The organism is Streptomyces sp. NBC_00178 (assembly GCF_036206005.1).
Taxonomy (GTDB): Bacteria; Actinomycetota; Actinomycetes; order Streptomycetales; family Streptomycetaceae; genus Streptomyces.
In genome coordinates, this window is sequence record NZ_CP108143.1 from 2,716,932 (window position 1) to 2,740,519 (window position 23,588).

Here is a 23,588-nt window from a genome sequence, read left to right on the forward strand (position 1 = left end):
CGGCGGGCCCGGGCCGGGCCGGGCGGAGCGGGTGCCGGGATCGGACCGGTCGGAACGGGGGCGGGGTCAGCCCTTGACGGCGCCGGACATGATTCCCCCGACGATCTGCTTGCCGAAGATCACGAAGACGACGAGCAGCGGCAGGGTGCTGATGAGCGCGCCCGCCATGACGATGCTCTGGTCGGGCACGTAGGACGCGCTCAGCTGGCCGAGGGCCACCTGGAGCGTCGGGTTCTGCTGGTTCAGCGCCAGGTAGGGCCAGAAGAAGTCGTTCCAGGCCTGGACGAAGGTGAGCATGCCGAGCACCATCATGGCCGGGCGGGCCACCGGGAGCACGATGCTCCACACGATGCGGAGGTTGTTGGCCCCGTCCACCCTGCCCGCCTCGATGAGTTCGTACGGCAGTGCCTCCAGGAGGTACTGGCGCATGAAGAACACGCCGAACGCGCTCACCAGGGTCGGGAAGATCACCGACTCCAGCTGACCGCCCCAGCCGATGTCCGACATCATCATGAACAGCGGTACGACGCTGAGCTGCGGCGGGATCGTCAGCGTCGCGATGACCGTCGTCATCAGCGCGCCGCGCCCCTTGAAGCGCATCTTGGCGAAGGCGTAACCGGCCAGGGTGCAGAAGAACAGCGTCGCCAGCGTGATGCTGCTGGACACGATGACGGTGTTGACGATGGCCTTGCCGAGACTGGCCTGTTCCCAGGCGGCGTCGAGGTTGTTGAAGAGGTTGCCGCCGGGCAGGAGCGGCGGCGTGGTGTCCAGGACCTCGTCCTGGGTGCGCGACGCGGCGACGAGCGTCCAGTACAGCGGGAACAGCGAGCCGAGGCCGACGACGGCCAGGGCTATGTAGGCGAAGGGACCCGCGTGGTGCTGGCGGCCGGCGCCCTGCTTGAACCGGTTGCGGCGCGGGAGGTCCTGGCGGACGGCGGCCTTGGAGACCTGGCCGCGGTCCGGCGCGGTGACCGTGTGTGTGGTGGTCATTCGAATCGCTCCCCGTCAGGCCGCGGTCTTGCGCACGAAGCGCCCGATGAGCCAGTTGATCCCGGCAATGAGCAGCAGCAGGACGAGCATGGCCCAGGCGACCGCGGCGGCCGGACCGAGGTGTCCGAGGTTCCAGCCGTAGTTGTAGAGGTAGATGCTGAGGGTCTCGTACTGGTGCTCGGTGCCGCCCTGGGCCCCGATCTGGCCGCCTTCGAGCAGCAGCGGCTCACCGAACAGCTGCATGGAGCCGATGGTCGAGATGACGATCGTGAAGAGGATCGTCGGCCGGAGCGAAGGGATCGTCACGTTGCGGAACTGCTGCCAGCGCGAGGCCCCGTCGAGCGACGCCGCCTCGTAGAGGTCGGACGGGACCGCCTGCATCGCGGCCAGGTAGATCAGCGTGTTGTAGCCGGTCCAGCGCCAGATGACGATGACGGCGATGGCGATGTTGGACGACCAGTGGCCGTTGGCCCAGTTCGTCTCACCGGCGCCGAAGAAGCCGAGGACCCAGTTCAGCAGCCCGCCGTCGGCCCGGAACACCAGGGCGAAGACCAGGGCCGCCGAGGCGACCGAGGTGGCGTACGGCGTCAGGATCACGGTGCGCCAGAAGGTGCTGGCCCGGAGCTTGTAGTTCAGCAGGTGGGCCAGGCCCAGCGCGATCATCAGCTGCGGCACGGTGGAGATGACGCCGATGACGAAGGTGTTGGAGACCGCGGTCCAGAACTCCGAGTCCTGGAGGATGTTGGCGAAGTTCTCCCAGCCGACCCATTCCATCTGGTCGAGGCCGGTCATCTCCACCCGGTGGAGGGCGATCCAGCCGGTGTAGACGAGGGGGTAGAGCCCGAAGGCCCCGAAGACGAGGAAGAAGGGCGCGATGTAGGCGTACGGCGACGCCTTGTCGTCGAAGCGCCACAGCCGGCTGCGCCACGCCTGACGGCGGGCGGTCATGGGCTTGGGGGCACGGCGGCTGGGCCGTGAGCCGTGTGCGCCCCTCGTGGGGGTCGTGGTTGCCACAGGTGGGAGTCCTTCCCTGGGGTGTGCCGACACCTCAGGGGCGAGGCCGGACCTCCGGTCGGGTCCGGGCGGGGTGTCGGAGAAGGTGCGCGGTTGCCGGCGGGAACCGGCGACGGAGCGGGCCGGCCGGGACGCCGTTGGGCGTCCCGGCGGCCCGCACCGGCGAAGGTCAGCCGATCACCTTGTCGATGGCCTCGGTCGCGGCCTTCCAGGCGTCGTCCGGCTTCGTGCCACGCTGCTCCATGTTGTTGATCTGCGTGGAGATGGTGTCCTTGATGACACCGTCCTTCGGGCCGAGCACGGCCGCGGGGATGACCTGGGCCTCTTCGGCGTAGATCTCACCGATGGGGGCGTTGTTGAAGTACTCCAGCTTGGCGGTCTTCACGTCGGGGAGCTCGTAGGCGCCCTTGTTCGACGGGAAGAGACCGGCCGCCTTGAAGACGGCCGCCTGCTGCTCGGGGGCGGTCAGCCACTTGACGAGCTCACCGGCCTCCTTGACGTGCTTGCCCTTGGCGGGAACGGCGAGGAAGGAGCCGCCCCAGTTGGCCGCGGTCTCGCCCGGGGTGCGGGCGATGTCCCACTTGCCCTTGAACTCGTCACCGGAGTAGGTGGAGATCTGCGCCGCCATCCACGCGGGGCAGGCCACGGTGGCGATGCTGCCCTTGCGCAGGGCCGCCTGCCACGGCGGGCTGAACTGGGCGAGGCCCTGCGTCAGCTTCTTGTCGACGGCCTCGGTGGCGAGCTCCCAGCCGGCCTTGACGCCCGCGCTGTCCTTGTAGATCGCCTTGCCGTCCTTGGAGTAGTACTGCTCCGAGTCCGAGCTGACCACGCCGTTGTACATGGCGCTGGCGGAGTCCATGAAGAAGGTGCCCTTGGGGGCCTTCGCCTTGTACGCCTCACCGAGCGCGAGGTAGTCCTTCCAGCCGCCGGCGAACTTCGCGGCGACCTCGGTGCGGTCGGACGGCAGGCCCGCCTGCTCGAACAGGTCACGGCGGTAGCAGATCGACATCGGGCCGATGTCGGTGCCGGCGCCTATGACCTTGCCCTCGTCGGTGGTCGCCTGCAGCGCCTTCCAGTTGACCCACTGGGCGGGGTCGACGACGTCGGAGAGGTCGGCGAAGGCGTCCGCCTTGGTGTCGACGAGCTCCTTCACACGGCCGACCTCGATGCCCTGCACGTCGGCGAGTCCGCTGCCCGTGTTGAGCTGCTGGAGGAACTTGGGGTAGTAGACCGTCTCCTGGGCGGTGACGTTCTCCTTGACCGTGATGTTCGGGTGGAGCTCGTGGTACTTCGCGAAGAGCCCCGCCTCCTTGTAGCCGAACTGTCCGAAGTCGGCGACGGTCAGGGTGATGTTCCCGTTGGCGTCGGCCTCGTCGGAATCCGATCCGGAGTCGCTGCAGCCGGTCATCAGCAGGGCGGCGGCCGTGAGGCCCGTGGTGGCCATGACGGCGGTTCTGCGGCTTCGACCTGCGACGGTGCGGGTGATGCGCATTCCACTACTCCTTGTTCCAGGGTGGGACTGGCGTTCGTGCTCGGCATACGCGCTGGTGGTGCGGGTGCCAGTGGTACGGAGAGGACATGGGCGGTGCCGTCCCCGTACGAGCGAAAAACCTCGATCGATATGGGAGCGCTCCCATGCGCTGATGCCGGAAGATTGCTGCCTCAAGGTGGCGGGTGTCAAGAGTTGAAGACGCTTCTGTTGCCCGAGCGTGTCCTGCAAGTCACGCGAACGTGTCCGACCGAGGGCTTGCGTTTACTCGAACGCCCTGCATGCCGCGCGCCCAGATTCGCCAATCATCGCAGGTCAGCGAGGTGTTGCACGTCATTCTCCCGCCCCGCGCCCGCGCGGGGCGGCCGTCGGCGGCGATTTCGGCGACGGCCGCCGGCGGAGGCCCGTGCCCCGGAGGGGCCCGCCGGAAGATGAACGGGGCGGGCTCCTCCGGAGCACGCAGAGGACCCGCCGGAGGTCTCCGTGTTATTTCCCCGAACTCCGCCGGGCGGAGCGAGGGTTCCGTTTGCACCCACCGGAGGCGTCCGATGAACGGCCCGCACAGGCCGGAGACGTCCGATGGGCCGCCCGCACAGGGGGGCGCGCGCCCCGGCCGGTTGTGGGGGGTGTGGGGCCGGCCGGGGCGCGCGCGTCGAGGTGTTGGTCTTGGGGGTGGCGGCTATCCGAAGGCGCCGAACGCCTTCGTGAACGCCAGTGGCTCCTGGAGGATCGAGCTGCAGGTCGCGTCCGCGGTGGGCTTGGCGCCGCCCGGGCACTGCGCGTCGCGGGTGCCGGACCACATCGCCAGGCGCCCGATGCCCTTCTCCCGGGCGAACTTCACGAGCTGCGTGGCGTCCTCCACGGTGAAGATCTCGGTGGCGACGTCGTTCACGCCGATCATCGGGGTGACCGCGACCGCCTTCCAGGCGGCGGCGTCGGAGAGCCCGAGCACCCCCTTGAGCTGGGCCTGCGTGGCGGTGGCCGCCTGGGTGGCGTAGTCGCCCATGTCGCCGCTGTAGGACGCGCCGTAGTCCATCGCCATGATGTTGACCGCGTCGATCCCGACGCCGCTCTTCTTCGCGTCCGCGAGGAGGTCCACACCCGGCTGGGTCAGGCCCTCGGGCATCACCGGCAGCGTGAAGGAGACGTCGAGCCCGGGGTGGTCCTTCTGGAGCCGGGCGATGGCCGCCGAGCGGCGGGAGTTGGCCGCGGTGTCGGGCAGCGCGCCGCCCTCGATGTCGAAGTCCACCTTGGTCAGCCCGTAGGCCTCGACGACCTTGCCGTACGCGGCGGCGAGTTCGGCCGGCGAGGAGCAGTGCAGGGCGAGTTCCGCTCCGGCGGCGCCGCCGAAGGAGACCCGTACATCGCCGCCCTCGGCCCGCAGGGCGGTGATCTGGGCGGCCACCTTGTCGTCGCCCAGCCCGGTGACCCCGCCCCACAGCGGGGCGCAGCCGCCGCCCGAGGTGATGAACGCGAGGGTGAACTCCTTGACGCCCGTCCGGGAGACGGTGTCCAGGAGGTCGTAGGAGGGGTGGAGGGAGGTGTCGACGTACGGGCCGAAGCCGGCGCCGGTGGCCGTGCCACCGCCGGGGGTGTCCGTGGGCCGGGGTGTGGCGGGCGGGGCCGTCGCGGGTGGGGTCGTCGCGGGTGGGGTCGTCGCGCCCTTGGTCGGAGTGGCGGTCGCGGTGGGCTGCGGGGTTCCGGTCGGGCGCCCGCTGGGTTCCGGGGTGGCGCCGCCGTCCGCGGAGCACGCGGCGCCGTCGATGCGGCAGCCCGTGGGATCGGCGGCCTTCGCCGACGAGGCGGTGACGAAGCCGACCGTCACGGAGCCGCCGGGGGCCAGGTCCTTGTTCCAGCTCGCGGGCTTCACGGTGACGTGGCCGCCGCTGACGGTGTACTCGCCGTTCCAGAGCGAGTCGATCTTCGTACCGGACGGCAGGTCGAACTCCAGCGTCCATCCGGAACGAGCCGTTCCGGCGTCGTTCGTGACGACGTACTGCCCGGTGTAGCCGCCCGTCCAGCCGCTGGTCCTCGTGTACGCGGCACCGACGCCCGCCGCCTGGGCCGTTCCGGTGAGTGCGAAGACCGTGCCGCCGACGGCCGCCGCGGCGACGAGGGCGCCGAGCGCCTTCGTGCGGGTGCTCGTCGTGCGGCGGTGCGTGCTGTGGCTCATCGCGTCCTGCCTCTGTCCTGCGGGGGGTGGTGGTTGCGTCTGCACGCTAGCCGCCCCGAAACGGGCAAAAGGCACTGATGGGAGCTGAGTTGATGTTCTTAGGGTTCGCTTAAGGAGCCCATCGGCGCCGGTTAAAGATCGGGCCCCGCACCCGAGGAGCTCCGGAACTCTGTGTTCCGGCCGCTCACCGGGCGTCGCTGCCGCTTGCCGCCCCGTCCGCCCACCCGGTGCCCGCGGCGGGTACGTTCGGCCGGCCCGCCGTCGAGCCCGATCCAGATGCGCACCTCCGTGCCGCCGAGCACGGAACGCCCGATCCGCAGGTCGCCGCCGGTGGACTCGGCGACCCTCCGCACGATGTCGAGGCCGAGTCCGGTCGAGCCCACGGCGTCCCGCGACCCGTCGCGTCCGCTGGCCCCGCGGGCGAGGGCGGCCGCCGGATCGGGGATGCCGGGGCCGGCGTCCGAGACGAGCACGAGCACCGCGTCGCCGCCGTGGTGCACGTCGACGGCGAAGGCGGTCCCCTCCGGGGTGTGGCGGAAGACGTTGCCGAGCAACGCGTCCAGCGCGGCGGCCAGTTCGGGCCGGGCCACCGGGATGCGCACGGTGCGGTCCACCCCGGCCAGACGCACGGTGCGCCCCTCGTCCTCGGCCAGCGCCGACCAGAACCCCATGCGCTCCCGGATGACCTCGGACGCGTCGCACCCGGCTCCGGGACCCGGCGGGCCGCCCTGGGTCTGCGGGCGCTGCTCGCGCGCGGTGCGGATGATCGTGTCGACCTCGCGCTCCAGTTGCTCGACCGCGGCCCGGGTCTGGTCGGCGGCCGGGCCCTCGCCCAGCGAGGCCGCGTTCAGGCGGAGGACGGTCAGCGGGGTGCGGAGCCGGTGCGACAGGTCGGCGGCGAGTTCCCGCTCGTTTGCCAGGAGCTGGACCACCTGGTCGGCCATCGAGTTGAACGCCACGGCCGCGGAGTGGAGTTCGGCGGGCCCGCCCTCGGGCACCCTGGTGCCGAGCCGCCCCTCGCCCAGGTCCTGCGCGGCGCCCGCGAGGCGCTGGGCGGGCTCGACCATGCGTACGCCGAGCCGGTCGGCGACGGCCACCGAGCCGACGATCAGCGCGATCCCCACCCCGGCGAGCACCAGCCAGGCGGTGCCGACCCCGTTGGACACGTCGTCCTCCGCGACGAAGACCTCCACGACGGCGATGCCGCCCGAGCCCAGTGCGGTGGGCTGGAGCAGGACGGAGCCGCCGCGCACCTCGGCGATCGACGCGCGGCCCGTCCTGCCCACCGTCTCCACGTCCTCGCGGGTGGCCCGGCGGGTGCCGATCTCCAGGCGGGTGCCCCCCGGTTCGGTCACGGGGACGTGCACGGCGAGCCGGCCCCGGCCGCCCGGGTCGGTGGACAGGACGGCGCGGGTCAGCTCCTCGCGGTCGGTGGTGATGGTGAGGGTGGGGCCGATGGTGGCGGCCTGCCGTTCGGCGTCGGAGAACGCCCGGTCCCGGGCCATCTCCTTGATGACGAGGCCGAGCGGCACGGCGAAGGCGATCACGACCATGGCCGTGACGGCCAGGCACACCTTGACCAGCGCCCATCTCATGCGGGCTGCCCCGAGGCCGGGGGTTCGAGCTTGACGCCGACGCCGCGCAGGGTGTGCAGGTAGCGCGGCCGGGCGGCCGTCTCGCCCAGCTTGCGCCGCAGCCAGGACAGGTGGACGTCGATGGTCTGGTCGTCGCCGTAGGACTGCTGCCAGACCTCGGCCAGCAGTTCGCGGCGCGGTACGACGACGCCGGGGCGGCCCGCGAGGAAGGCCAGCAGGTCGAACTCGCGCCGGGTCAGGTCCAGGGCCGTGCCGTCGAGTTCGGCCTGCCGGCGCAGCGGGTCGATGGAGAGTCCGCCGACCTGGAGGACGCGCGGGGGCTGCGCCTGGCCGCCGGGCCCGCGGGTCCTGCGCAGCACGGCTGCCATCCGGGCGGAGAGGTGCTCCACCGAGAACGGTTTGGTCAGGTAGTCGTCGGCGCCGTCGTTGAGCAGCCGCACGATCTCGGCCTCGTCGTCCCGCGCCGTCGCGATGATCACGGGCACGTCGGTGATGGACCGCAGCATCTTCAGCGCCTCGGCGCCGTCGAGGTCGGGGAGCCCGAGGTCGAGGATGACGACGTCGAAGCGGAAGTGGGCGACCTCGCGCAGCGCTTCGAGCGCGGTCCCGACGCTCCGCACCGTGTGGGAGGCCTCGGTCAGGTGCCGGATGAGGGCGGAACGTACGAACTGGTCGTCCTCGACCACGAGCACACTAGGCATGCGCCGCACCGTAACCCATACGGAGGAACCCGGTCCCGTCCGGGACAGCACCGGGGCGGGTGGTGCAGGATGTGCCCGATGCAACGAGGATTCGTACACGCGTTGGCGTGGTCGCTCGCCACGGGGGCGGCGGTGACCCTGTCGTGGTGGGGCGTGCACACGGTGATGTCGGGGACGGTGTACGACCCTCCGCGTGCCGTGCCGATCTCGGTGGGCGCGCGGGCGGCGGACGAACCGGTCTCGTCCTCCACGCACCGGGCGTCACCGCCCTCGCCGACCCCCGCGGCGACTCGCGCCGAGCCCTCGGCCCGGCCCTCCCGGCGGCCGTCCGCCGCGCCGCCCTCCGCGGCGCCGGGACCGGCGAAGTCCCCGGAACCCCCGAAGCCCTCGGCCGCGTCGGGCGACGTGAAGAGCTACCCGACGCGGGGCGGCCGGGTCGTCCTGGAACTGCGGGACGACGCGGCGACGCTGGTCTCCGCCACGCCCGAGCAGGGCTGGTCGATGCAGGTGTGGACGAACCCGGAGTGGATCCGCGTGGACTTCGGCGACGGCGCGGGGGCGACGGTGTCCGTGTTCTGCACGTGGAACGGCCATCCGCCGGTCGTGGAGACCGTCGACCAGTGAGCGCGCTCAGGTGAAGGTGCCGGGCGGCGGCGCCGGGGACGCCTTGGCGTCGGCGTCGGTGACGGCGGCGGCGCCGCCGGTGAAGTCGGTGAGCGCACGGCCGTGTTCGACGCGGCCGGGGTGCGGGTCGCCGGCGATCCGGCGGGTCAGTTCGGCGACGGCGATCGGCAGGCCGGAGGCGACGAGCACGGCGTTGCCGAAGCGGCGGCCGCGCCAGACGGTCGGGTCCGCCGCGAGGGCCAGCTCCGGGAAGAGCGAGGCGGCTGTGGCGATCTGGCCGCGCAGGTGGGCCAGCGGCGGGCCGTCGGCGAGGTTGGCGGCGTACTGGCCGCCGGGCTTCAGCACCCGGCGCACCTCGGTCAGGAACTCGGCGGAGGTGAGGTGCGCGGGGGTCCTGGCGCCGCTGAACACGTCGGCGATCACGAGGTCCGCCCAGCCGTCCTGGACCTTGCCGAGGCCCTCACGGGCGTCCATGGAGCGCACCCGTATGCGGGCCTGCGGATCGAGGGGCAGTTCGCGGCGGACGAACTGGACGAGGCGCGCGTCCAGTTCGACGACCTGCTGGGTGGAGCGGGGGCGGCTCGCGGCGAGGTAGCGGGCGAGGGTGAAGGCCCCGCCGCCGAGGTGGACCGCCTGGAGGGGGCGTCCGGGGGGCGCGGCGAGGTCGATGACGTGGCCGAGCCGCCGCTGGTACTCGAACGAGAGGTACGCGGGATCGTCCAGGTCCACGTGGGACTGCGGGGCGCCGTCCACGAGCAGCGTCCACGCGCGGGGGCGCTCCCGGTCCGGGACGAGTTCGGCGAGGCCGCCGTCCACGGTCTCGGCGACGGGCTCCTGCCGGCGCTCGGAGCGCTTGCGGTCACCCGCGCCTGCGCCCGCTCCTCGACGTGCCACGCGCGCTCGTCCTCGTCCACCGGGTCCGGGCCGGTCACCTGGGGGTGTCCGGCTGCGGGCGGGGTTCCGCCCACCCGTTCATTATGGCTCAGCGGCAGTTGTCGGCCGCCTCGATCAGCCGGGCCGCCTGGTCGAGGGCGGCCCGCAGGACGGCGGGGTCGGTGACCGGGGCCTCCGCAGCCGGCGGCAGGAGCCAGCCGCCGCCGGTGACGGGCGGCTCGGCGGGGACGCGCAGGCCCCGGCCGTCCGTCCTCGTACAGGCGCTGCCGGGCACGTCCCACGCCTCGGCGGTCCCGGGCGGCACGAGGAAGCCGAGGACGGCGCACGCCCCGTCGTGAAGGACGGGGCCGACGGCCTCGTGGTCCGAGCCCCTGCGCAGGATGTCCACTGCTTCCAGTCCCTGACGCGCCGGGACGGTGACCAGGTCGCACGGTGTGGATTCCGAGCCCGTGTGCGGCAAGGGAACCCCTCCTTCTCGTCTCGAGACCGGGCCACGCCCCGTCGCCACATGGACCAACGCGCCGACGGCGTCAAGGGCTACGGCGGCACGCCGCCGCAAAGGGTGGCAGTTCATGGCGGATCACGGGTGAGATGTCCGGTTTATAGGTAAACGCAGCGTACGGAGTCCGTCACAGCAGGTACGTTCTTGCTCCGCCGGGACACCGGAAGCAGGAGCCCGGCTGCGCCAGAGAGGGCCCCGCCATGGTGTCGACACGGGCAGTTCCCAACCTCGTCTTCCGGCGGCTGCGCGCACAGCGCTCCGCGGGTGAGTTCGCGGCGGCGGTCCGCAGGGCCGCCCGCGAGATCGGTGAACAGGTCGCGTGCGACGCCCGGTACATCGGACGCGTGGAGTCCGGCGAGATCCGCTGCCCCAACTACGCGTACGAACGGGTGTTCCTGCACATGTTCCCCGGGGCGACCCTGGCGGACCTGGGCTTCTCGGACCGTGAGAGCGTGCGCGGCCGGGGGGCCCGCAGCGCGTCCGTACCCCCTCCCACCACACCCCCCGCGCTCGACAGTGACATCCACGAGGAGAGCGACGTGCTGCGTCGCGTGTTCATGACCAGCGGTACCGCCACGATGGCGGCCGCGTCCCTGGGCCTGGGCGGCCGGTCCGCCGCGGCGGGCCCCCTCGGCGTCCCCGCCCAGCGCCGGGTCGGCGAGGCCGAGGTCAGCGCCGTCGAGAAGGCGGTCCGCCAGATCCGGCTGCTGGACGACCGGCACGGCGCCGACGGGCTCTACCGCCGCGCCTCCCAGCCCCTGCGGGCCGCGTACGCGCTGCTCGACTCGGGGACGGCGAGCCGCCGCAGCACCGTCGACCGGCTGCACGCCGGCGCCGGTGAGCTGGCGATCTCGGTGGGCTGGCTGGCCCACGACTCGGGGCGCTTCGACGACGCCCGGTCCCACTACGCGGAGGCGCTCGCCACGGCCAGGCTGGCCGGCGACGCCGCGCTGGAGGCGCACGCGTTCTGCAACGCCTCGTTCCTGGCCCGCGACACGGGACGGGCCCGGGAGGCGGTCCGGGCGGCGGAGGCCGGGCAGCGCGCGGCCGGTCCGCTCGGCTCCCCGCGGCTGCTGGCCCTGCTCGCGCTGCGGGAGGCGGGTGCCCGGGCGTGGCTCGGGGACCGTACGGGGTGCGAACAGGCGATCGGCCGGGCCCGCACGGCGTTCGGCCGGGGGCCGTGCGACGCGGACCCGGAGTGGATGAGCTTCTTCCGGGAGGCGGAGCTCGAACTGCTGGAGGCGCAGTGCTGGTCCGCCCTGGGCGACTGGCCGAGGGCCGCACGCCACGCCCGGCGGGCCACCCGGCTGCAGGACCCGCACTTCACCCGGAACCTCGCGCTGTACCGGGCCCAGCTGGCCGGTGACCTGGCGCGCGCGGGCACGGCGGACGAGGCGGCGGCCGCGGGGCACCAGGTGCTGGATCTGCTCGACCGGGTCCAGTCCTCCCGTATCAGGGGGATGCTGGCGAGCGCCGTACGCGTGCTGAGGCCGCGCGGCGGCCCGGAGGTGGCGGCGCTGCTGGCCCGTTACGAGGAGCTCCCGCCCAGCGCCTGAGCCGGCCTCCGCCGGCCCCGGCGCGCGTGAGCGGTCCCGATCCCGGCGCGCGTGAGCGGTCCCGCGAGCCCCGGCTCCGGTGCGCGAGATCCGTCCCGCCCCGCCGTGGAGCGCCGGGGCGGGGGCCCGGCTACGGGACAGCCCTCAGCGGTCCAGGTGACCCGTGTCGTTCCAGCGTTCCAGGGCGGGAAGGCCGTACGCCCAGCCGAGCACCGACAGCGAGGTCGGCTCCAGGCGGATCCGCGCGGCGAAGGACACGTCCTCGCCCAGCCACCGCGCGCCCAGGGCCCGCAGGATGTGCCCGTGGGCGAAGACCAGCACGTCGCGGTCGGAGGACCGCGCCCACGCCACGACCTCGTCGGCCCGGGCCGCGAGCTCGGCCGTCGTCTCGCCGCCGGGGACCCCGTCGCGCCAGATGAGCCAGTCGGGCCGGTCCGCCTTGATCTGCGCGGGGGTCAGGCCCTCGTAGTCGCCGTAGTCCCACTCCATGAGCGCGTCCCACGGCTCGGCGCGGTCCCCGAAGCCCGCGAGTGCGCACGTCTCGGCGGCCCGGACGAGCGGGCTGGTCCGCACCTCCACCCCGGGCAGGCCTCCCCAGGGCTGCCGGTGCAGCCGCTCGCCGAGCAGCTTGGCGCCCTCACGACCGGCGTCGAGGAGGGGGATGTCGGTCCTGCCGGTGTGATTGCCCTGCACCGACCACTGTGTCTGGCCGTGCCGGGCGAGCAGGATGCGCGGTGCCATACGGCTCTCCCTGAAAAATACTGAGATCCGATGATCCGGGGACCCTAGGATCTGACGGGTCCGGGACAGCGGTGTCCGGGACAGCTTCGGAGCGGCGATCGCGGGCAACCGGTGGGGGACGGATGCGGGCGAGGGCCCCGCTCCATCATCCCGCACATGCTCCACGGGCAACCCGCGGGGCGGTCCCGGCGTCCCTCCCCTCGCACGAGCAGGGGCGTTCGCAGGGGGCGCCCCCGGGGGAGAACAAGGCACACGACCGCCGTACGGTTGAACGCCCGCCGTCGACCGCATGAACCTGGGGAGAGCCACCGGATGCCGCACGCCACCACCGCGACACCGTCCTCCGGTCCCCGGCCCCGTTGGTGGACGGAGCTCCCGCTGATAGCGGTGGTGTACGGGCTGTACTCGGCGGGACGGCTCCTGGTCAGGGAGGACGTGCCCGCGGCCGTGGAACACGGGCTCGCGATACTCCGCCTGGAGAAGTCACTCCACCTGAACGCCGAGCACCCCCTCAACCGGCTGCTCACCGCCCACCCCTCCCTGGGCATACCCGCCGACTTCGCGTACGCCTCACTGCACTACCTCGTCACCCCGGCCGTGCTGATCTGGCTGTTCCGCCGCCGGACCGCGGTCTACCGCGCGGCCCGCACCTGGCTGATGACCTCCACGCTCCTCGGCCTCGTCGGCTTCACGCTGATGCCGACCTGCCCGCCCCGGCTGCTCGACGCCCACCACGGTTTCGTCGACACGATGGCCCAGTACAGCGCGTACGGCTGGTGGGGCGCCGGCGCGAGCGCCCCGCGCGGACTCAGCGGAATGACCAACCAGTACGCGGCGATGCCGAGCCTCCACGTCGGCTGGGCCCTGTGGTGCGGCGTGCTGCTGTGGCGCCACGGCCGCCACCCGCTCGTCCGGGCGGCCGGCGTCGCCTACCCCCTGCTCACCGTCCTCGTCGTCATGGGCACGGCCAACCACTATTTCCTCGACGCCGTGGCCGGTGCCGCCGTGATGGCCGTGGGTGCGCTGCTGACCAGGCCGTTCATGTGGATCGCGGACGGCGTGAAGGGCAGGGTCGCGGCCCTGTTCGCCCGGCCCCCGGCCGTCGCCGTCCCCATGAGATCCACGATTGTCAGTGACGGATGCAAGACTTCCGCGGGTGAGCGAATACCCGGCAGGCGGACCCCCTCCGCAGATTCCATTGACGCGAGCACCGGCTTCGCGGCCCAGGCCAGCGACGACGCTCCGGCAGCGGCTCGCTGAGCTGCGCGGACCGTCCGTCGCGCCGCATCCGCTCGACGCACGCGCCCTGGCCGCGCTCGCCGCGAACCCGGGGTGCAGGCGACGCGCGCTGCTCGACGGCGCGGGTGTCGACAAGGCCGGGCTGGCCACCGCTCTCGGCTCGGGCGCCACGTTCGGCCAGTCGCAGTTCGCGTTCGTCCGGGGCAACGCCTTCGAGGCGAAGGTCAAGGCGGACGGCGGCACGGAGCTGCTGCGCCTGCTCTTCGAGCGCCTCGGTGACGGGGCGGACTCCCCCGGTGAGGCCTCGGTCCCCGACCTGACGGCCGCCGGGCCCGAGGGACGGGCCGCGCGTACGGCGCTGGCGCTCCGGGAGGCCACCGAGGCCGGCGGCTGGGCGCTGCTGGACCATCCGATGCTGGCCCTGGAGGTGGCGGGCTCCCCCGCCTATCTGGAACCCGACGCCGTGGTGGTGCACCCCGACGGCACCTGGACGGTCGTCGAGATCAAGTCCTTCCCCATGATCGACGCCTCGGCGGACGCCGCGAAGGTCGGAGCGGCCGCCCGCCAGTCCGCCGTCTACGTCCTCGCCCTGGAGCGGGTGGCCGCGGTGACCGAGGGCGCCCGGGTCGGGCACCGGGTCCTGCTGGTCTGCCCGAAGGACTTCTCCAACCTGCCGACCGCCTCGGTCGTGGACGTGCGCAAGCAGCGCGCCGTCACCCTGCGCCAGCTGACCCGGCTCACCCGCGTCGAGGACATCGCGGCGGCGCTCCCCGAGGGCACGACCTTCGCCCCCGACCGCACCCCCGAGGAGCTCGGCACCGCAGTGGAGGCGGTCCCCGCGGCGTACGCACCAGAGTGCCTCGCCGCCTGCGAGCTGGCCTTCCACTGCCGGGCGAAGGCACGGGAACGGGGCGCGGTGGAGTCACTGGGCCGGAGCGTGCGGGGCGAGCTCGGGGGCCTGACGACCGTCGCCGGGGTGCTGGCCGCCGCGGCCGGCAAGGAGGGCGACCCCGCCGACCCGACGGTCGCGGCCCTGCGCCGGGCCGCCGCGCTGCGGGCCGAAGCACTCGGGAGCGCGAGGGACGGCGCCGCATGTCGCTGATCACCACACTGGCCCGGCTCGAGGCGGTGGACAGCGGGCGGGCCCAGCCGCTGGCGACCGTGCGCCACCGCCATCTGGCCGACGAGCCGCTCGTGCTCGTGCCGTTGACCACCGCCGGTGAGGCCGGCGCCCCGCTCGGCGCGCTCGTCGGCACGGACCGCGCGGCGCCCCGGCTGCTGGTGGTGGCACAGCCGCGCGACCGCGACCTGCGGTTCGCCTTCCTCGCCGAACTGGCCGAGGCGGTGCTCCCGCACATCGAGTCCCACGCGGACGCCGTCGAGCCCGCCGAGCGCGCGGAGACCGATCCGGAGACCGGCAAGAAGGTCAAGGTCGAGGTCGAACTCTGCTCGGACGCTGCCCAGCTGGTGGTTCCCAGCCGGGCGGGCATCGACTTCGTGCGGCTGCTCGGCCGGTCCATGCGCTTCCGCCGCACGGTGGAGGACGACCCGGACACGCCGTATCCGGCACCCGCCCGCGTGCCCCTGCTCGGGCGCTGGCTGACGCACTACGGCGAGCGGGCGCGGGTCCCCGGTTCGTCGCTGCTGCTCGCCACGACCGATCTGCTCAACCGCCACTGGGCGACGGGGCAGAGCAGCCTGGAGGACCAGCACCTCGGCGCGCTGCTCGCCTGGGTCGACCCGCCGGCCGGCGCGTCCGGGGCGGAGGCGGCGCTGCGGGCGGAGCTGGACCGGGACCGGGCCGGCCAGCTGGTCTGGCCCCCGGCGGGTCCGGCGACGGACCCGGCGTTCGACAACAAGCTGCTGGCACCCGCGATCGAGCGGTTCGACCGGGCGCGCACGGCGCTCGCGGCGGCCGAGGACGGCCTCTCGGCCGACGCCCGGCTCGGCGAACTGGCCGCCGCCGAGCGGGACATCAGGTCGCTCCTCTCCGGGGTGCTGCTGCCCACGTGGGACGCCGTGTGGCGGGGGCTGGACCTGCTGCGGGAGCTTCCGGAGGGGTCCAGGGCCGAGGACCGCTGGACGCGGGACCGCTGGTCCTTCACCGCGCACCGGGACCGTGTGCGCGCGGGTGAGCCGCCGCAGCCGCGCCGGGACGACGCGGTGACGGCGGCGCAGAAGCTGGCCTCGCGGGAGACGGCGCAGGCCCAGCTGGACGCCCAGGAGGCTCTGGACGACCCGCTGGTGCTCGCCGGGCGCCGGCTCGCGGGCGAGGCGTTCGTCGGGGAGGTGACGGAGGTGCGGATGGCGTACAGCGAGTCGAAGCGGCCGTCGCCGCGCCCGCTGGTCACCGTGCGCACCACCGAACGCCCGCATCTCGGCGAGCGGACCAAGGTGTACCGCTCGCTGGAGGGCAAGCCGCAGACGGCGGAGTTCGCGGGGCACGCCGAGGCGGCGGACTCCGGGGGCGCGCAGGACGCGGAGGCCGTGCACCTCGTCCTGCGGATCACCGACCGCATGGGGCGCGGCAAGGAGCCCGCCCCGGGTTCGCTGCCCGAGCCGGGCGACCGGATCGCCTGGACCCTGTTCGAGCACGACCAGCGGGGCGGCCCGAAGCTGCCCGACCCGGACGACACCCCGTGGACGCACGGCGGCCCGCCCGGCGGACCGCCGGAGCAGCCCGACCCCGTGACCGCGGAGGACCTCCTGTGACAGCCGTGACCGACCCGGGCGCCGCCGCCGCGGAAGCGACCGCCGCGATCCTCGGTGACACTCTGCGCGGCACGTCGCGCGGCATCGTGGTGGACTCCCCGCCGGGCGCGGGCAAGTCGACGCTGGTGGTGCGTGCCGCGCTGGAGCTCGCGGCGGCCGGACGCCCTCTGATGGTGGTCGCGCAGACCAACGCCCAGGTGGACGACCTGGTGCTGCGGCTGGCGGAGAAGGCCCCGGACCTCCCGGTGGGCCGCCTGCACAGCAGCGACTCCGATCCGTACGACAAGGCGCTGGACGGCCTGGACCACGTGCGGAAGTCGGCGAAGGCGGCGGATCTGGCCGGACTGGACATCGTGATCTCGACGGCGGCCAAGTGGGCCCACGTGAAGAACGTGGAGCCGTGGGGGCACGCGATCGTCGACGAGGCGTACCAGATGCGGTCGGACGCCCTGCTGGCCGTGGCCGGGCTGTTCGAGCGGGCGCTGTTCGTCGGGGACCCGGGGCAGCTCGATCCCTTCTCGATCGTGGGCGCGGACCAGTGGGCCGGCCTGTCGTACGACCCCTCGGCGAGCGCCGTCTCGACGCTGCTCGCCCACAACCCCCAGCTGCCCCAGCACCGCCTGCCGGTGTCGTGGCGGCTCCCGGCGTCGGCGGCCCCGCTGGTCTCGGGCGCCTTCTACCCGTACACGCCCTTCCGCAGCGGGACGGACCACGGCGACCGGCGGCTGTCGTTCGGTGTGCCCTCGGACGGGTCGGGCCCCGACCGGGTGCTGGACGAGGCCGCGGAGTCCGGGTGGGGGCTGCTGGAGCTCCCGGCCCGGCACACCCCGCGTACGGACCCGGAGGCCGTGCGGGCGGTGGCCCTGGTGGTGCGCAGGCTGCTGGACCGGGGCGGCGCGGCGACGAGCGAGCGCGGCCCGGACCCGGTTCCGGTGACGGCGGAGCGGGTCGCGGTCGGCACGGCCCACCGCGACCAGGCGGCGGCGGTACGGGCCGCGCTGGCCGAGCTGGGTGTGACGGGTGTGGCGGTGGACACGGCGAACCGGCTCCAGGGCCGTGAGTTCGACGTGACGGTGGTCCTGCATCCGCTGTCGGGCCGCCCGGACGCGACGGCGTTCCACCTGGAGACGGGCCGGCTGTGCGTGCTCGCCTCGCGGCACCGGCACGCGTGCGTGGTGGTCTGCCGGGAGGGGGTGGCCGACCTGCTGGACGAGCACCCGTCGACGGAGCCGGTCCAGCTGGGCGTGACGGTGAAGTTCCCCGACGGCTGGGAGGCGAACCACGCGGTTCTGGCGCATCTCGCCGAGCATCGCGTGCATTGGTCGCCCTGATCCTGGGCAGCGCTCTTGCGCCCGGCTGGACAATGGAAGGTGGCCGTCCGGCCGCACGAGGAAGGAACACCACATGGCACAACCCGAGCGGAACGAGCGGCAGAGGCTGCGTCCGGCGCCGCTGCTCTTCGAGCCGTCCGCGGCGGCAGCCGACCCGGAACACTTCTTCGACCTGGAGTCGATGGACGATCCGAAGGAGCTGCTGGCCCGCGCGACGGAGCTGACGCTCGCCTTCCGGGCGGCCACCGACCGGGCCGTGGAGTTCCAGGCCGTGGCGGCCGCCCAGCTCGCCGATCCGCGCAGGTTCGACCGGCTGACCGCCGCCGACATAGCGGAGCGGGCGGAGTGGACCGAGGACTACGCCAAGAAGATGATCGAGTTCGGCAGATCCCTGCTGGACAACCCCGCGCCCTGACCGCGCCGCCCCGGGACCCCGGCCGCCGGCCGGACGGGGGCGGTCCCGGCCGCGTGCCGACCGGTGGACGTGACGACCGTGCACGTGACGGCGGTGACGACGGGTGCACGTGAGGACGGGTGCGCGCGACGACCGGTGCACGCGACGACCGGCTGCTGTGACGGCTGTGACGCGGGACACCGGGTGCGCTCAAGGGCAGTGCCCGTGACGGCTGCGACGCGTGACAACGGGTGTACGCGGGGGCGGTGCACGTGACGGCCGTACGCGTGACGGCGGGTACACCCGTGGCATATGCCGTCGGGCAAGATACTCCGTCCGTGTTCGCCCTGTCCGGCTTTCCGCGACTCTCGGGAACGGAAGCGTCACGCCCGGTAGACATGACGACATGAGCGCTTGGCTGAGTGACGAAACGACCCTGCGGACCGGTGCCGACCCGCGCCAGGGGGTGGACATCTTCACGCTGCTGCGGGAGCGGGCCGGCGACCGGGCCGCTCAGGTCACCGCCTCGGGGGCCGCGTGGCTGGCCGGCGCGTCGGCCTACCCCCGCAGCACACTGTCCCGGTGGGAGGCCAGCCCCGGCTCCCCGGGCGTGCTGCCGTGCGGATCCTCGTTCGACATCGTGAACGTCCCCGCGCTGTTCGGCCGGCGCATGCTGGAGCGGCTCTGGGCCGAGGGCCCCGGATCCGGCCCGGTCGCCACACACCGGGGCCGGATGCTGCTGTTCGCCTCGCCGGGCACCGCCCAGCGGCTCCCGTCCCTGCTGGCCTGGGAGGAGTGGGGCACCGGCTCCGGAGACGGCACCCGGGAGCAGCAGGGCGCCCTGCCCCCCGTGCTCTGCCACGGCGCGGGCGACGCGGTCACCGTCCCGCCGCTGGCCGGTGGCGCGGGAGCCGGCGGACCCCGCTGGGTGGTCGCCCCGGACACCCGCAACCCCTGGCTGCCGGGGCCGGACGTGCTTCTGTGGGCGTGCGTACGTGTGGGCAGGTCGGCGGCCCCGTCGACCACCGGATATTCGATTTTTCCTCCCGCCGATCCGGGTGCTAATGTCTACGACGTCACCAGGCGCCGTTAGCTCAGTTGGTTAGAGCAGCTGACTCTTAATCAGCGGGTCCGGGGTTCGAGTCCCTGACGGCGCACAGACGGAAGAAGCCCCCTCGCGGAAGCGAGGGGGCTTCTTCGTGCGCCCGGCACGGGCCCCGGACCGGTCGAGGGCCCCGATGTCCGGATACGTCGGCATCGGGCCGGGCCGTCGCGTGCGCGGGGCCGGGACCATCGCGCGACCAGGCCCTTTTGTCTGCCCCGACGGACGTTGACGCGTAGGCAAGATCACTCCGCTAATGGACTCCGGCCGCAGCAGGATCGCCGCCGAACCTTCACGAGTTCGTTGCTTCGCGTGTTGACAGGAGAGCCGGACATTGCGCGCTTTACGTATATCCCGCCCGCCCTTCGGGCGGGTACTGGTCACCTGGACGGCGGCGCTCGGCGCAGCCGCGGTGGCGGTGCTGGGAGTCCAGACACCGTCCTGGGCCCAGAACCCCTCACCCCCGGCCGCGACTGCGGCCACAGCCACCGCGGCGGGTGACGCAGAGGTGCCCTTCGAGGCGGCCTGCGGCGCCGCGAAGAAGGGCGAGGCCACCTGTTTCGCCCTGCGGCGCACCGATGTGCAGCCGTCGAAGGGCCTGCGGACGGCGACTGCACCGGGCGGCTTCGGACCGGCCGACCTGCGTTCGGCCTACAACCTGCCCGACGACGGCGGTGCGGGGCAGACCATCGCCGTCGTCGACGCGTTCGACGATCCGACCGCCGAGGACGACCTGGCGGTCTACCGCGAGCAGTACGGCCTGCCCGCGTGCACCACGGACAACGGCTGCTTCCGGAAGGTCGACCAGCGCGGCGGCACCGGCTATCCGCAGCCCGACCCCGACTGGGCCGGGGAGATATCGCTCGACCTCGACATGGTCTCCGCGATCGCCCCGAACGCTCACATCCTGCTCGTCGAGGCCGACAGCCCCACCTTCGAGGACCTCGGCGCCGCCGTGGACCAGGCGGTGGAGCTGGGCGCCGGGTTCGTCTCCAATTCCTACGGGACCGACTACCGCTCCGGCAGCGGTGAGGACCCCTCCGACTCGACTGAGTTGGAGGCCCACTACGACCACCCCGGCGTGGCGATGGTCGCCTCCTCCGGCGACTTCGGACACGGCGTGTCCTACCCGGCCGCGTCGCCGCACGTGACCGCCGTGGGCGGCACCTCGCTGACCGCCGACAGCGGCACCGAGCGGGGCTGGTCCGAGACCGTCTGGGACGGCGCCGGGTCGGGATGCTCGCTCTACCAGCCGAAGCCGGCCTTCCAGAAGGACACCGGCTGCGAGAACCGGGCGGTCGCCGACGTCGCCGCGGTCGCCGACCCCGCCACCCCCGTCGCCGTGTACCAGACGTACGGTGCCGGCGGCTGGGCGCAGTACGGCGGCACGAGCGCCGGCGCCCCCATCATCGCCGCGGTCTACGCGAACGCCGGCACCCCTGCCGGCGGGACCTACCCCAACTCCTATCCCTACGACGCGGGTTCCGGCCTGAACGACGTGACCGGGGGCAGCAACGGCACCTGCGCCCCGGCCTACCTGTGCTCGGGCGCCGTCGGATACGACGGCCCGACGGGCCTGGGCACCCCCGACGGCCTGCGTGCCTTCCGCGCCGGCCCGCACGGGACGCTGTCCGGCACCGTGACCGACCGGTCCACGGGCACGCCGCTCGCGGGTGCCGTGGTCAGCACCGGTGACGGCGTCGCCACCCGCAGCGGAGCCGACGGGGGTTACACCCTCGACGTCCCGGTGGGCACGCACGACGTGACCGCCGACGCCTACGGCTACGCCACCGGCACCGCCGAGGACGTGGCCGTCACCGACGGCACCACGCTGGAACGGGACTTCGCGCTGGCCCCCGTACCGAGTCAGCCGGTCTCCGGCAAGGTCACCGACGGCTCGGGGCACGACTGGCCGCTGTACGCGAGGATCACCGTGAGCGGGGTCCCCGGAGGTCCGGTGTGGACCGACCCGGCCACCGGCGCGTTCACGCTGAGCCTCCCGCAGGGGCACGCCTACACGCTGCGCGCGGAGGCCTACCTGCCCGGCTACACGCCCGTGACCAGGACCGTCACGGTCGGCGACGCGCCCCAGTCGCTGAAGGTGCCGCTGTCGGCCGATCCCTGGAAGGCCACCGCGCCCGGCTACGCCGTGCACCTGGCGGGACCCACCGAGCACTTCGCCGCCACCGACTCGGCCCCCCAGGGCTGGAAGGTCGTCAACGCCGACGGCACCGAGGGCGGCTGGGCGTTCGACGACCCGGGCGGGCAGGGCAACCAGACCGGCGGTGACGGCGCCTTCGCCGTCGCCGACAACGCCACGATCGGGTCGCCCTTCGACTCCCAGCTGATCAGCCCCGCCTTCGACCTCACCGGTACGGCCGATCCCGAACTCGCCTTCGGCGCCATGTACTGGGCGGCCGGGGACGACGCGATCTCGGCCGACGCCAGTTCCGACGGCGGAGCCACCTGGAAGACCGTGTGGAGGACGACGGCGGGCTTCGCGGACCACGCGAGGATCGAGGTCCCGCTCACCGGCTTCGCCGGGGAGCCGGACGTCCGGGTGCGCTTCCACTTCGTCACCCAGTTCGCGTGGTGGTGGGGCATCGACGACGTCTTCGTCGGCAACCGCGACTACGCCCCGACGCCCGGCGGTCTCGTCACCGGCACGGTGACCGACGCCAACACGGGCAAGGGCCTGGCCGGCGCCACCGTCACCGCGAAGGACGACCCGAAGGTGACCACGACCACGGTCGCCACCCCCGGCGACCCCGCGCTCGACGACGGCCTCTACCTCCTGTTCTCGCCGGGTACGGGCAGGCATGACGTCACCGCGGCAAGGCCCCGCTACACACAGCTCACGAAGACCGTGGCCGTCGCCGCGGACAGTGCCGTCCCGGTCTCCTTCAAGCTCAGGGCCGGGCAGCTGACGGTGAACCCGGAATCCGTCGGCGCCACCGTCGGATGGGGGAAGTCGGCCGCCCGGAACCTGACGGTGAAGAACACCGGCGGCGCGCCCGTATCGGTCACCGTGGGCGAGCGGTCGGGCGGTTTCCACCCCCAGTCCGCGGGAGCCGGCGCTCCGCTGCAGACCGTCAAGGGGAAGTTCTCCCCGTACGCGAGCAAGAAGGGCACGGCACCGGCCCGGCGGACGCCCGCCGCCCCCTCCGGCTCCGCCTGGCAGAGCGCGCCCGACCTCCCGGAGACGGTCCTCGGCAACGCGGTCGGCACCCACGAGGGCAAGGTGTACTCCGCCTTCGGGTTCGACGGACGCGGCGTCACCGGCAAGATGTTCGTCCTGGACCCGGTCGTCGGCACCTGGACGGAGGCGGCCGCGGCGGCCGACGGCCGGGAGGCGCCCTCGGGCCAGTTCGTCGACGGCAGGTTCTATGCCGTCGGCGGCTGGCGCGCGGACGGCACCACCGACCCCGAGCTGGAGATCTACGATCCCGGCACCGACACCTGGACCACCGGGGCACCGGCCCCCGTGGCCTACGCGGGGCAGGGCAACGCGGCGCTCGACGGCAAGCTCTACACCGTGGGCGGCTGCGACGTCGGCTGCGGCACCGTCGAGGCGTACGCCTACGACCCCGGCGCCGACACCTGGTCCCGGATCGCCGACTACCCGGAGCGGACCTCCTGGGAGTCCTGCGCCGGTGTCAACGGCAAGCTGTACTGCGCCGGGGGCAACGCCGACTCCGTCGGCGAGAGCGACCACGCCTACGTCTACGACCCGGGCGCCGACTCCTGGACGGCGCTTCCCGACCTCCCCATCCCGCTGTGGAGTTCGTCCTACGCCGCGGCCGGCGACCAGCTCGTGATGTCGAGCGGTATCACCCACGAGGCGATCACCAACCAGGGCTTCGCCTTCGACCCGGAGGCCGGTGCCTGGTCCGCACTGCCCAACGCCGACCTGGCGACGTACCGCGGCGGCGCGGGCCTCGGCCTCTACAAGGTCGGCGGCGGAAGCGCGCCGTACACCCCCAGCAAGACCGTGGAGCTGCTGCCGGGTTACGACCAGGGCGGGGAGACCGACGTCACCTGGCTGAGCACGGATGCCAAGCGGTTCACGCTGCAGCCGGGGGCGAGTGCGACGGTGGCCGTCACGCTGGACGCCTCGGTGCCCGAGGTCGCCCAGCCGGGTGACTTCACCGCCGTGCTGACGCTCGACAACGACACCCCGTACGGGATGCGGAAGCTCCCGGTGTCGCTGCACGTCGACCCGCCGAAGACCTGGGGCAAGATCACCGGGACGATCCGCGGTGTCCAGAGCGACGGCACCACCAAGCCGCTCGCCGGCGCGACCGTCGAGATCACCAGCTGGGCGGCGGGCTACTCCCTCCGGACGGCTGCCGACGGCACGTACTCCCTGTGGCTGGACGCCCGGAACAACCCGCTGCAGGTCATCGTCGCCAAGGACGGCTACCGGCCGGTGGCCACCACCCTGAAGATCACGAAGGGGGCGGTCGTCACCGGCGACTTCACTCTGAAGAAGCAGTAGCCACCGGAACGGGCGGGGCGGGCCGGTCCCCTC

At 73.3% G+C, this 23,588-nt stretch carries 18 protein-coding genes and 1 tRNA gene; 10 read left to right on the plus strand and 9 right to left on the minus strand.

What is annotated here, in order from left to right:
• Positions 1 to 66 precede the first annotated feature (66 nt).
• From OHT61_RS11650 to OHT61_RS11675, 6 genes are all read right to left on the minus strand, one after another.
• Positions 67 to 990 carry a carbohydrate ABC transporter permease gene (locus tag OHT61_RS11650; protein ID WP_329037547.1) on the minus strand — a complete coding sequence of 308 codons (924 nt, stop codon included), beginning with the start codon at positions 988 to 990 and terminating at the stop codon, positions 67 to 69.
• A 15-nt stretch (positions 991 to 1,005) separates the two neighbouring features.
• Positions 1,006 to 2,004: a carbohydrate ABC transporter permease gene (locus OHT61_RS11655; protein ID WP_329037548.1), complete on the minus strand. Its 999-nt coding sequence runs from the start codon at positions 2,002 to 2,004 to the stop codon at positions 1,006 to 1,008.
• A 169-nt stretch (positions 2,005 to 2,173) separates the two neighbouring features.
• Positions 2,174 to 3,496 (minus strand): ABC transporter substrate-binding protein, encoded by a 1,323-nt coding sequence (locus OHT61_RS11660; protein WP_329037549.1) that lies wholly within the window; start codon positions 3,494 to 3,496, stop codon positions 2,174 to 2,176.
• Between the two features lie 676 nt (positions 3,497 to 4,172).
• Positions 4,173 to 5,666, minus strand: a complete 1,494-nt coding sequence (locus OHT61_RS11665; RefSeq protein ID WP_329037551.1) for a glycoside hydrolase family 18 protein — start codon at positions 5,664 to 5,666, stop codon at positions 4,173 to 4,175.
• Positions 5,667 to 5,797: 131 nt separating this feature from the next.
• Positions 5,798 to 7,261 carry a HAMP domain-containing sensor histidine kinase gene (locus OHT61_RS11670; protein ID WP_329037553.1) on the minus strand — a complete coding sequence of 488 codons (1,464 nt, stop codon included), beginning with the start codon at positions 7,259 to 7,261 and terminating at the stop codon, positions 5,798 to 5,800.
• Entirely contained in the window at positions 7,258 to 7,962 is a 705-nt protein-coding gene (locus OHT61_RS11675) for a response regulator transcription factor (RefSeq protein WP_329037554.1), read from the minus strand. The genes OHT61_RS11670 and OHT61_RS11675 overlap by 4 nt, the downstream gene beginning before the upstream one ends.
• Positions 7,963 to 8,040: 78 nt before the next feature.
• Here OHT61_RS11675 and OHT61_RS11680 point away from each other — a divergent pair, with 78 nt between their 5' ends.
• Entirely contained in the window at positions 8,041 to 8,586 is a 546-nt protein-coding gene (locus OHT61_RS11680) for a hypothetical protein (RefSeq protein WP_329037555.1), read from the plus strand.
• A gap of 6 nt (positions 8,587 to 8,592) precedes the next feature.
• On the opposite strand, the gene OHT61_RS11685 is transcribed toward OHT61_RS11680, so the two are convergent.
• Entirely contained in the window at positions 8,593 to 9,480 is an 888-nt protein-coding gene (locus OHT61_RS11685) for a spermidine synthase (RefSeq protein WP_329037556.1), read from the minus strand.
• Positions 9,481 to 9,568: 88 nt separating this feature from the next.
• Complete coding sequence (locus tag OHT61_RS11690; RefSeq protein ID WP_327118329.1) at positions 9,569 to 9,940, minus strand: hypothetical protein; 372 nt, start codon at positions 9,938 to 9,940, stop codon at positions 9,569 to 9,571.
• 242 nt (positions 9,941 to 10,182) lie between these two features.
• Here OHT61_RS11690 and OHT61_RS11695 point away from each other — a divergent pair, with 242 nt between their 5' ends.
• Complete coding sequence (locus OHT61_RS11695) at positions 10,183 to 11,538, plus strand: tetratricopeptide repeat protein (RefSeq protein ID WP_329037559.1); 1,356 nt, start codon at positions 10,183 to 10,185, stop codon at positions 11,536 to 11,538.
• 144 nt (positions 11,539 to 11,682) lie between these two features.
• Here OHT61_RS11695 and OHT61_RS11700 read toward each other — a convergent pair whose 3' ends face one another.
• Positions 11,683 to 12,279, minus strand: coding sequence for a histidine phosphatase family protein (locus tag OHT61_RS11700; RefSeq protein WP_329037560.1), 597 nt, complete (start codon positions 12,277 to 12,279; stop codon positions 11,683 to 11,685).
• A gap of 312 nt (positions 12,280 to 12,591) precedes the next feature.
• On the opposite strand from OHT61_RS11700, the gene OHT61_RS11705 reads away from it, so the two are divergent.
• The 8 genes from OHT61_RS11705 (at position 12,592) to OHT61_RS11740 (ending at position 23,555) form a co-directional block, all read left to right on the plus strand.
• Entirely contained in the window at positions 12,592 to 13,539 is a 948-nt protein-coding gene (locus OHT61_RS11705) for a phosphatase PAP2 family protein (RefSeq protein ID WP_329037561.1), read from the plus strand.
• A complete protein-coding gene (locus OHT61_RS11710; protein ID WP_443049407.1) occupies positions 13,436 to 14,620 on the plus strand; it encodes a hypothetical protein in 1,185 nt (394 codons plus the stop codon). Before OHT61_RS11705 ends, OHT61_RS11710 begins: the two co-directional genes overlap by 104 nt.
• Positions 14,611 to 16,230 carry a hypothetical protein gene (locus OHT61_RS11715; RefSeq protein ID WP_329037565.1) on the plus strand — a complete coding sequence of 540 codons (1,620 nt, stop codon included), beginning with the start codon at positions 14,611 to 14,613 and terminating at the stop codon, positions 16,228 to 16,230. Before OHT61_RS11710 ends, OHT61_RS11715 begins: the two co-directional genes overlap by 10 nt.
• Complete coding sequence (locus tag OHT61_RS11720) at positions 16,227 to 17,561, plus strand: AAA domain-containing protein (protein WP_329037567.1); 1,335 nt, start codon at positions 16,227 to 16,229, stop codon at positions 17,559 to 17,561. Before OHT61_RS11715 ends, OHT61_RS11720 begins: the two co-directional genes overlap by 4 nt.
• A 73-nt stretch (positions 17,562 to 17,634) precedes the next feature.
• A complete protein-coding gene (locus OHT61_RS11725; RefSeq protein WP_327118313.1) occupies positions 17,635 to 17,976 on the plus strand; it encodes a hypothetical protein in 342 nt (113 codons plus the stop codon).
• A 385-nt stretch (positions 17,977 to 18,361) separates the two neighbouring features.
• A complete protein-coding gene (locus tag OHT61_RS11730; protein WP_329037570.1) occupies positions 18,362 to 19,048 on the plus strand; it encodes a hypothetical protein in 687 nt (228 codons plus the stop codon).
• A tRNA-Lys gene (locus tag OHT61_RS11735) sits at positions 19,039 to 19,112 on the plus strand. The genes OHT61_RS11730 and OHT61_RS11735 overlap by 10 nt, the downstream gene beginning before the upstream one ends.
• 357 nt (positions 19,113 to 19,469) lie before the next feature.
• The gene (locus OHT61_RS11740; protein ID WP_443049611.1) at positions 19,470 to 23,555 is read left to right on the plus strand and encodes a carboxypeptidase regulatory-like domain-containing protein; all 4,086 of its coding nucleotides are present in this window, start codon (positions 19,470 to 19,472) and stop codon (positions 23,553 to 23,555) included.
• The last annotated feature ends 33 nt before the right edge of the window (positions 23,556 to 23,588 follow it).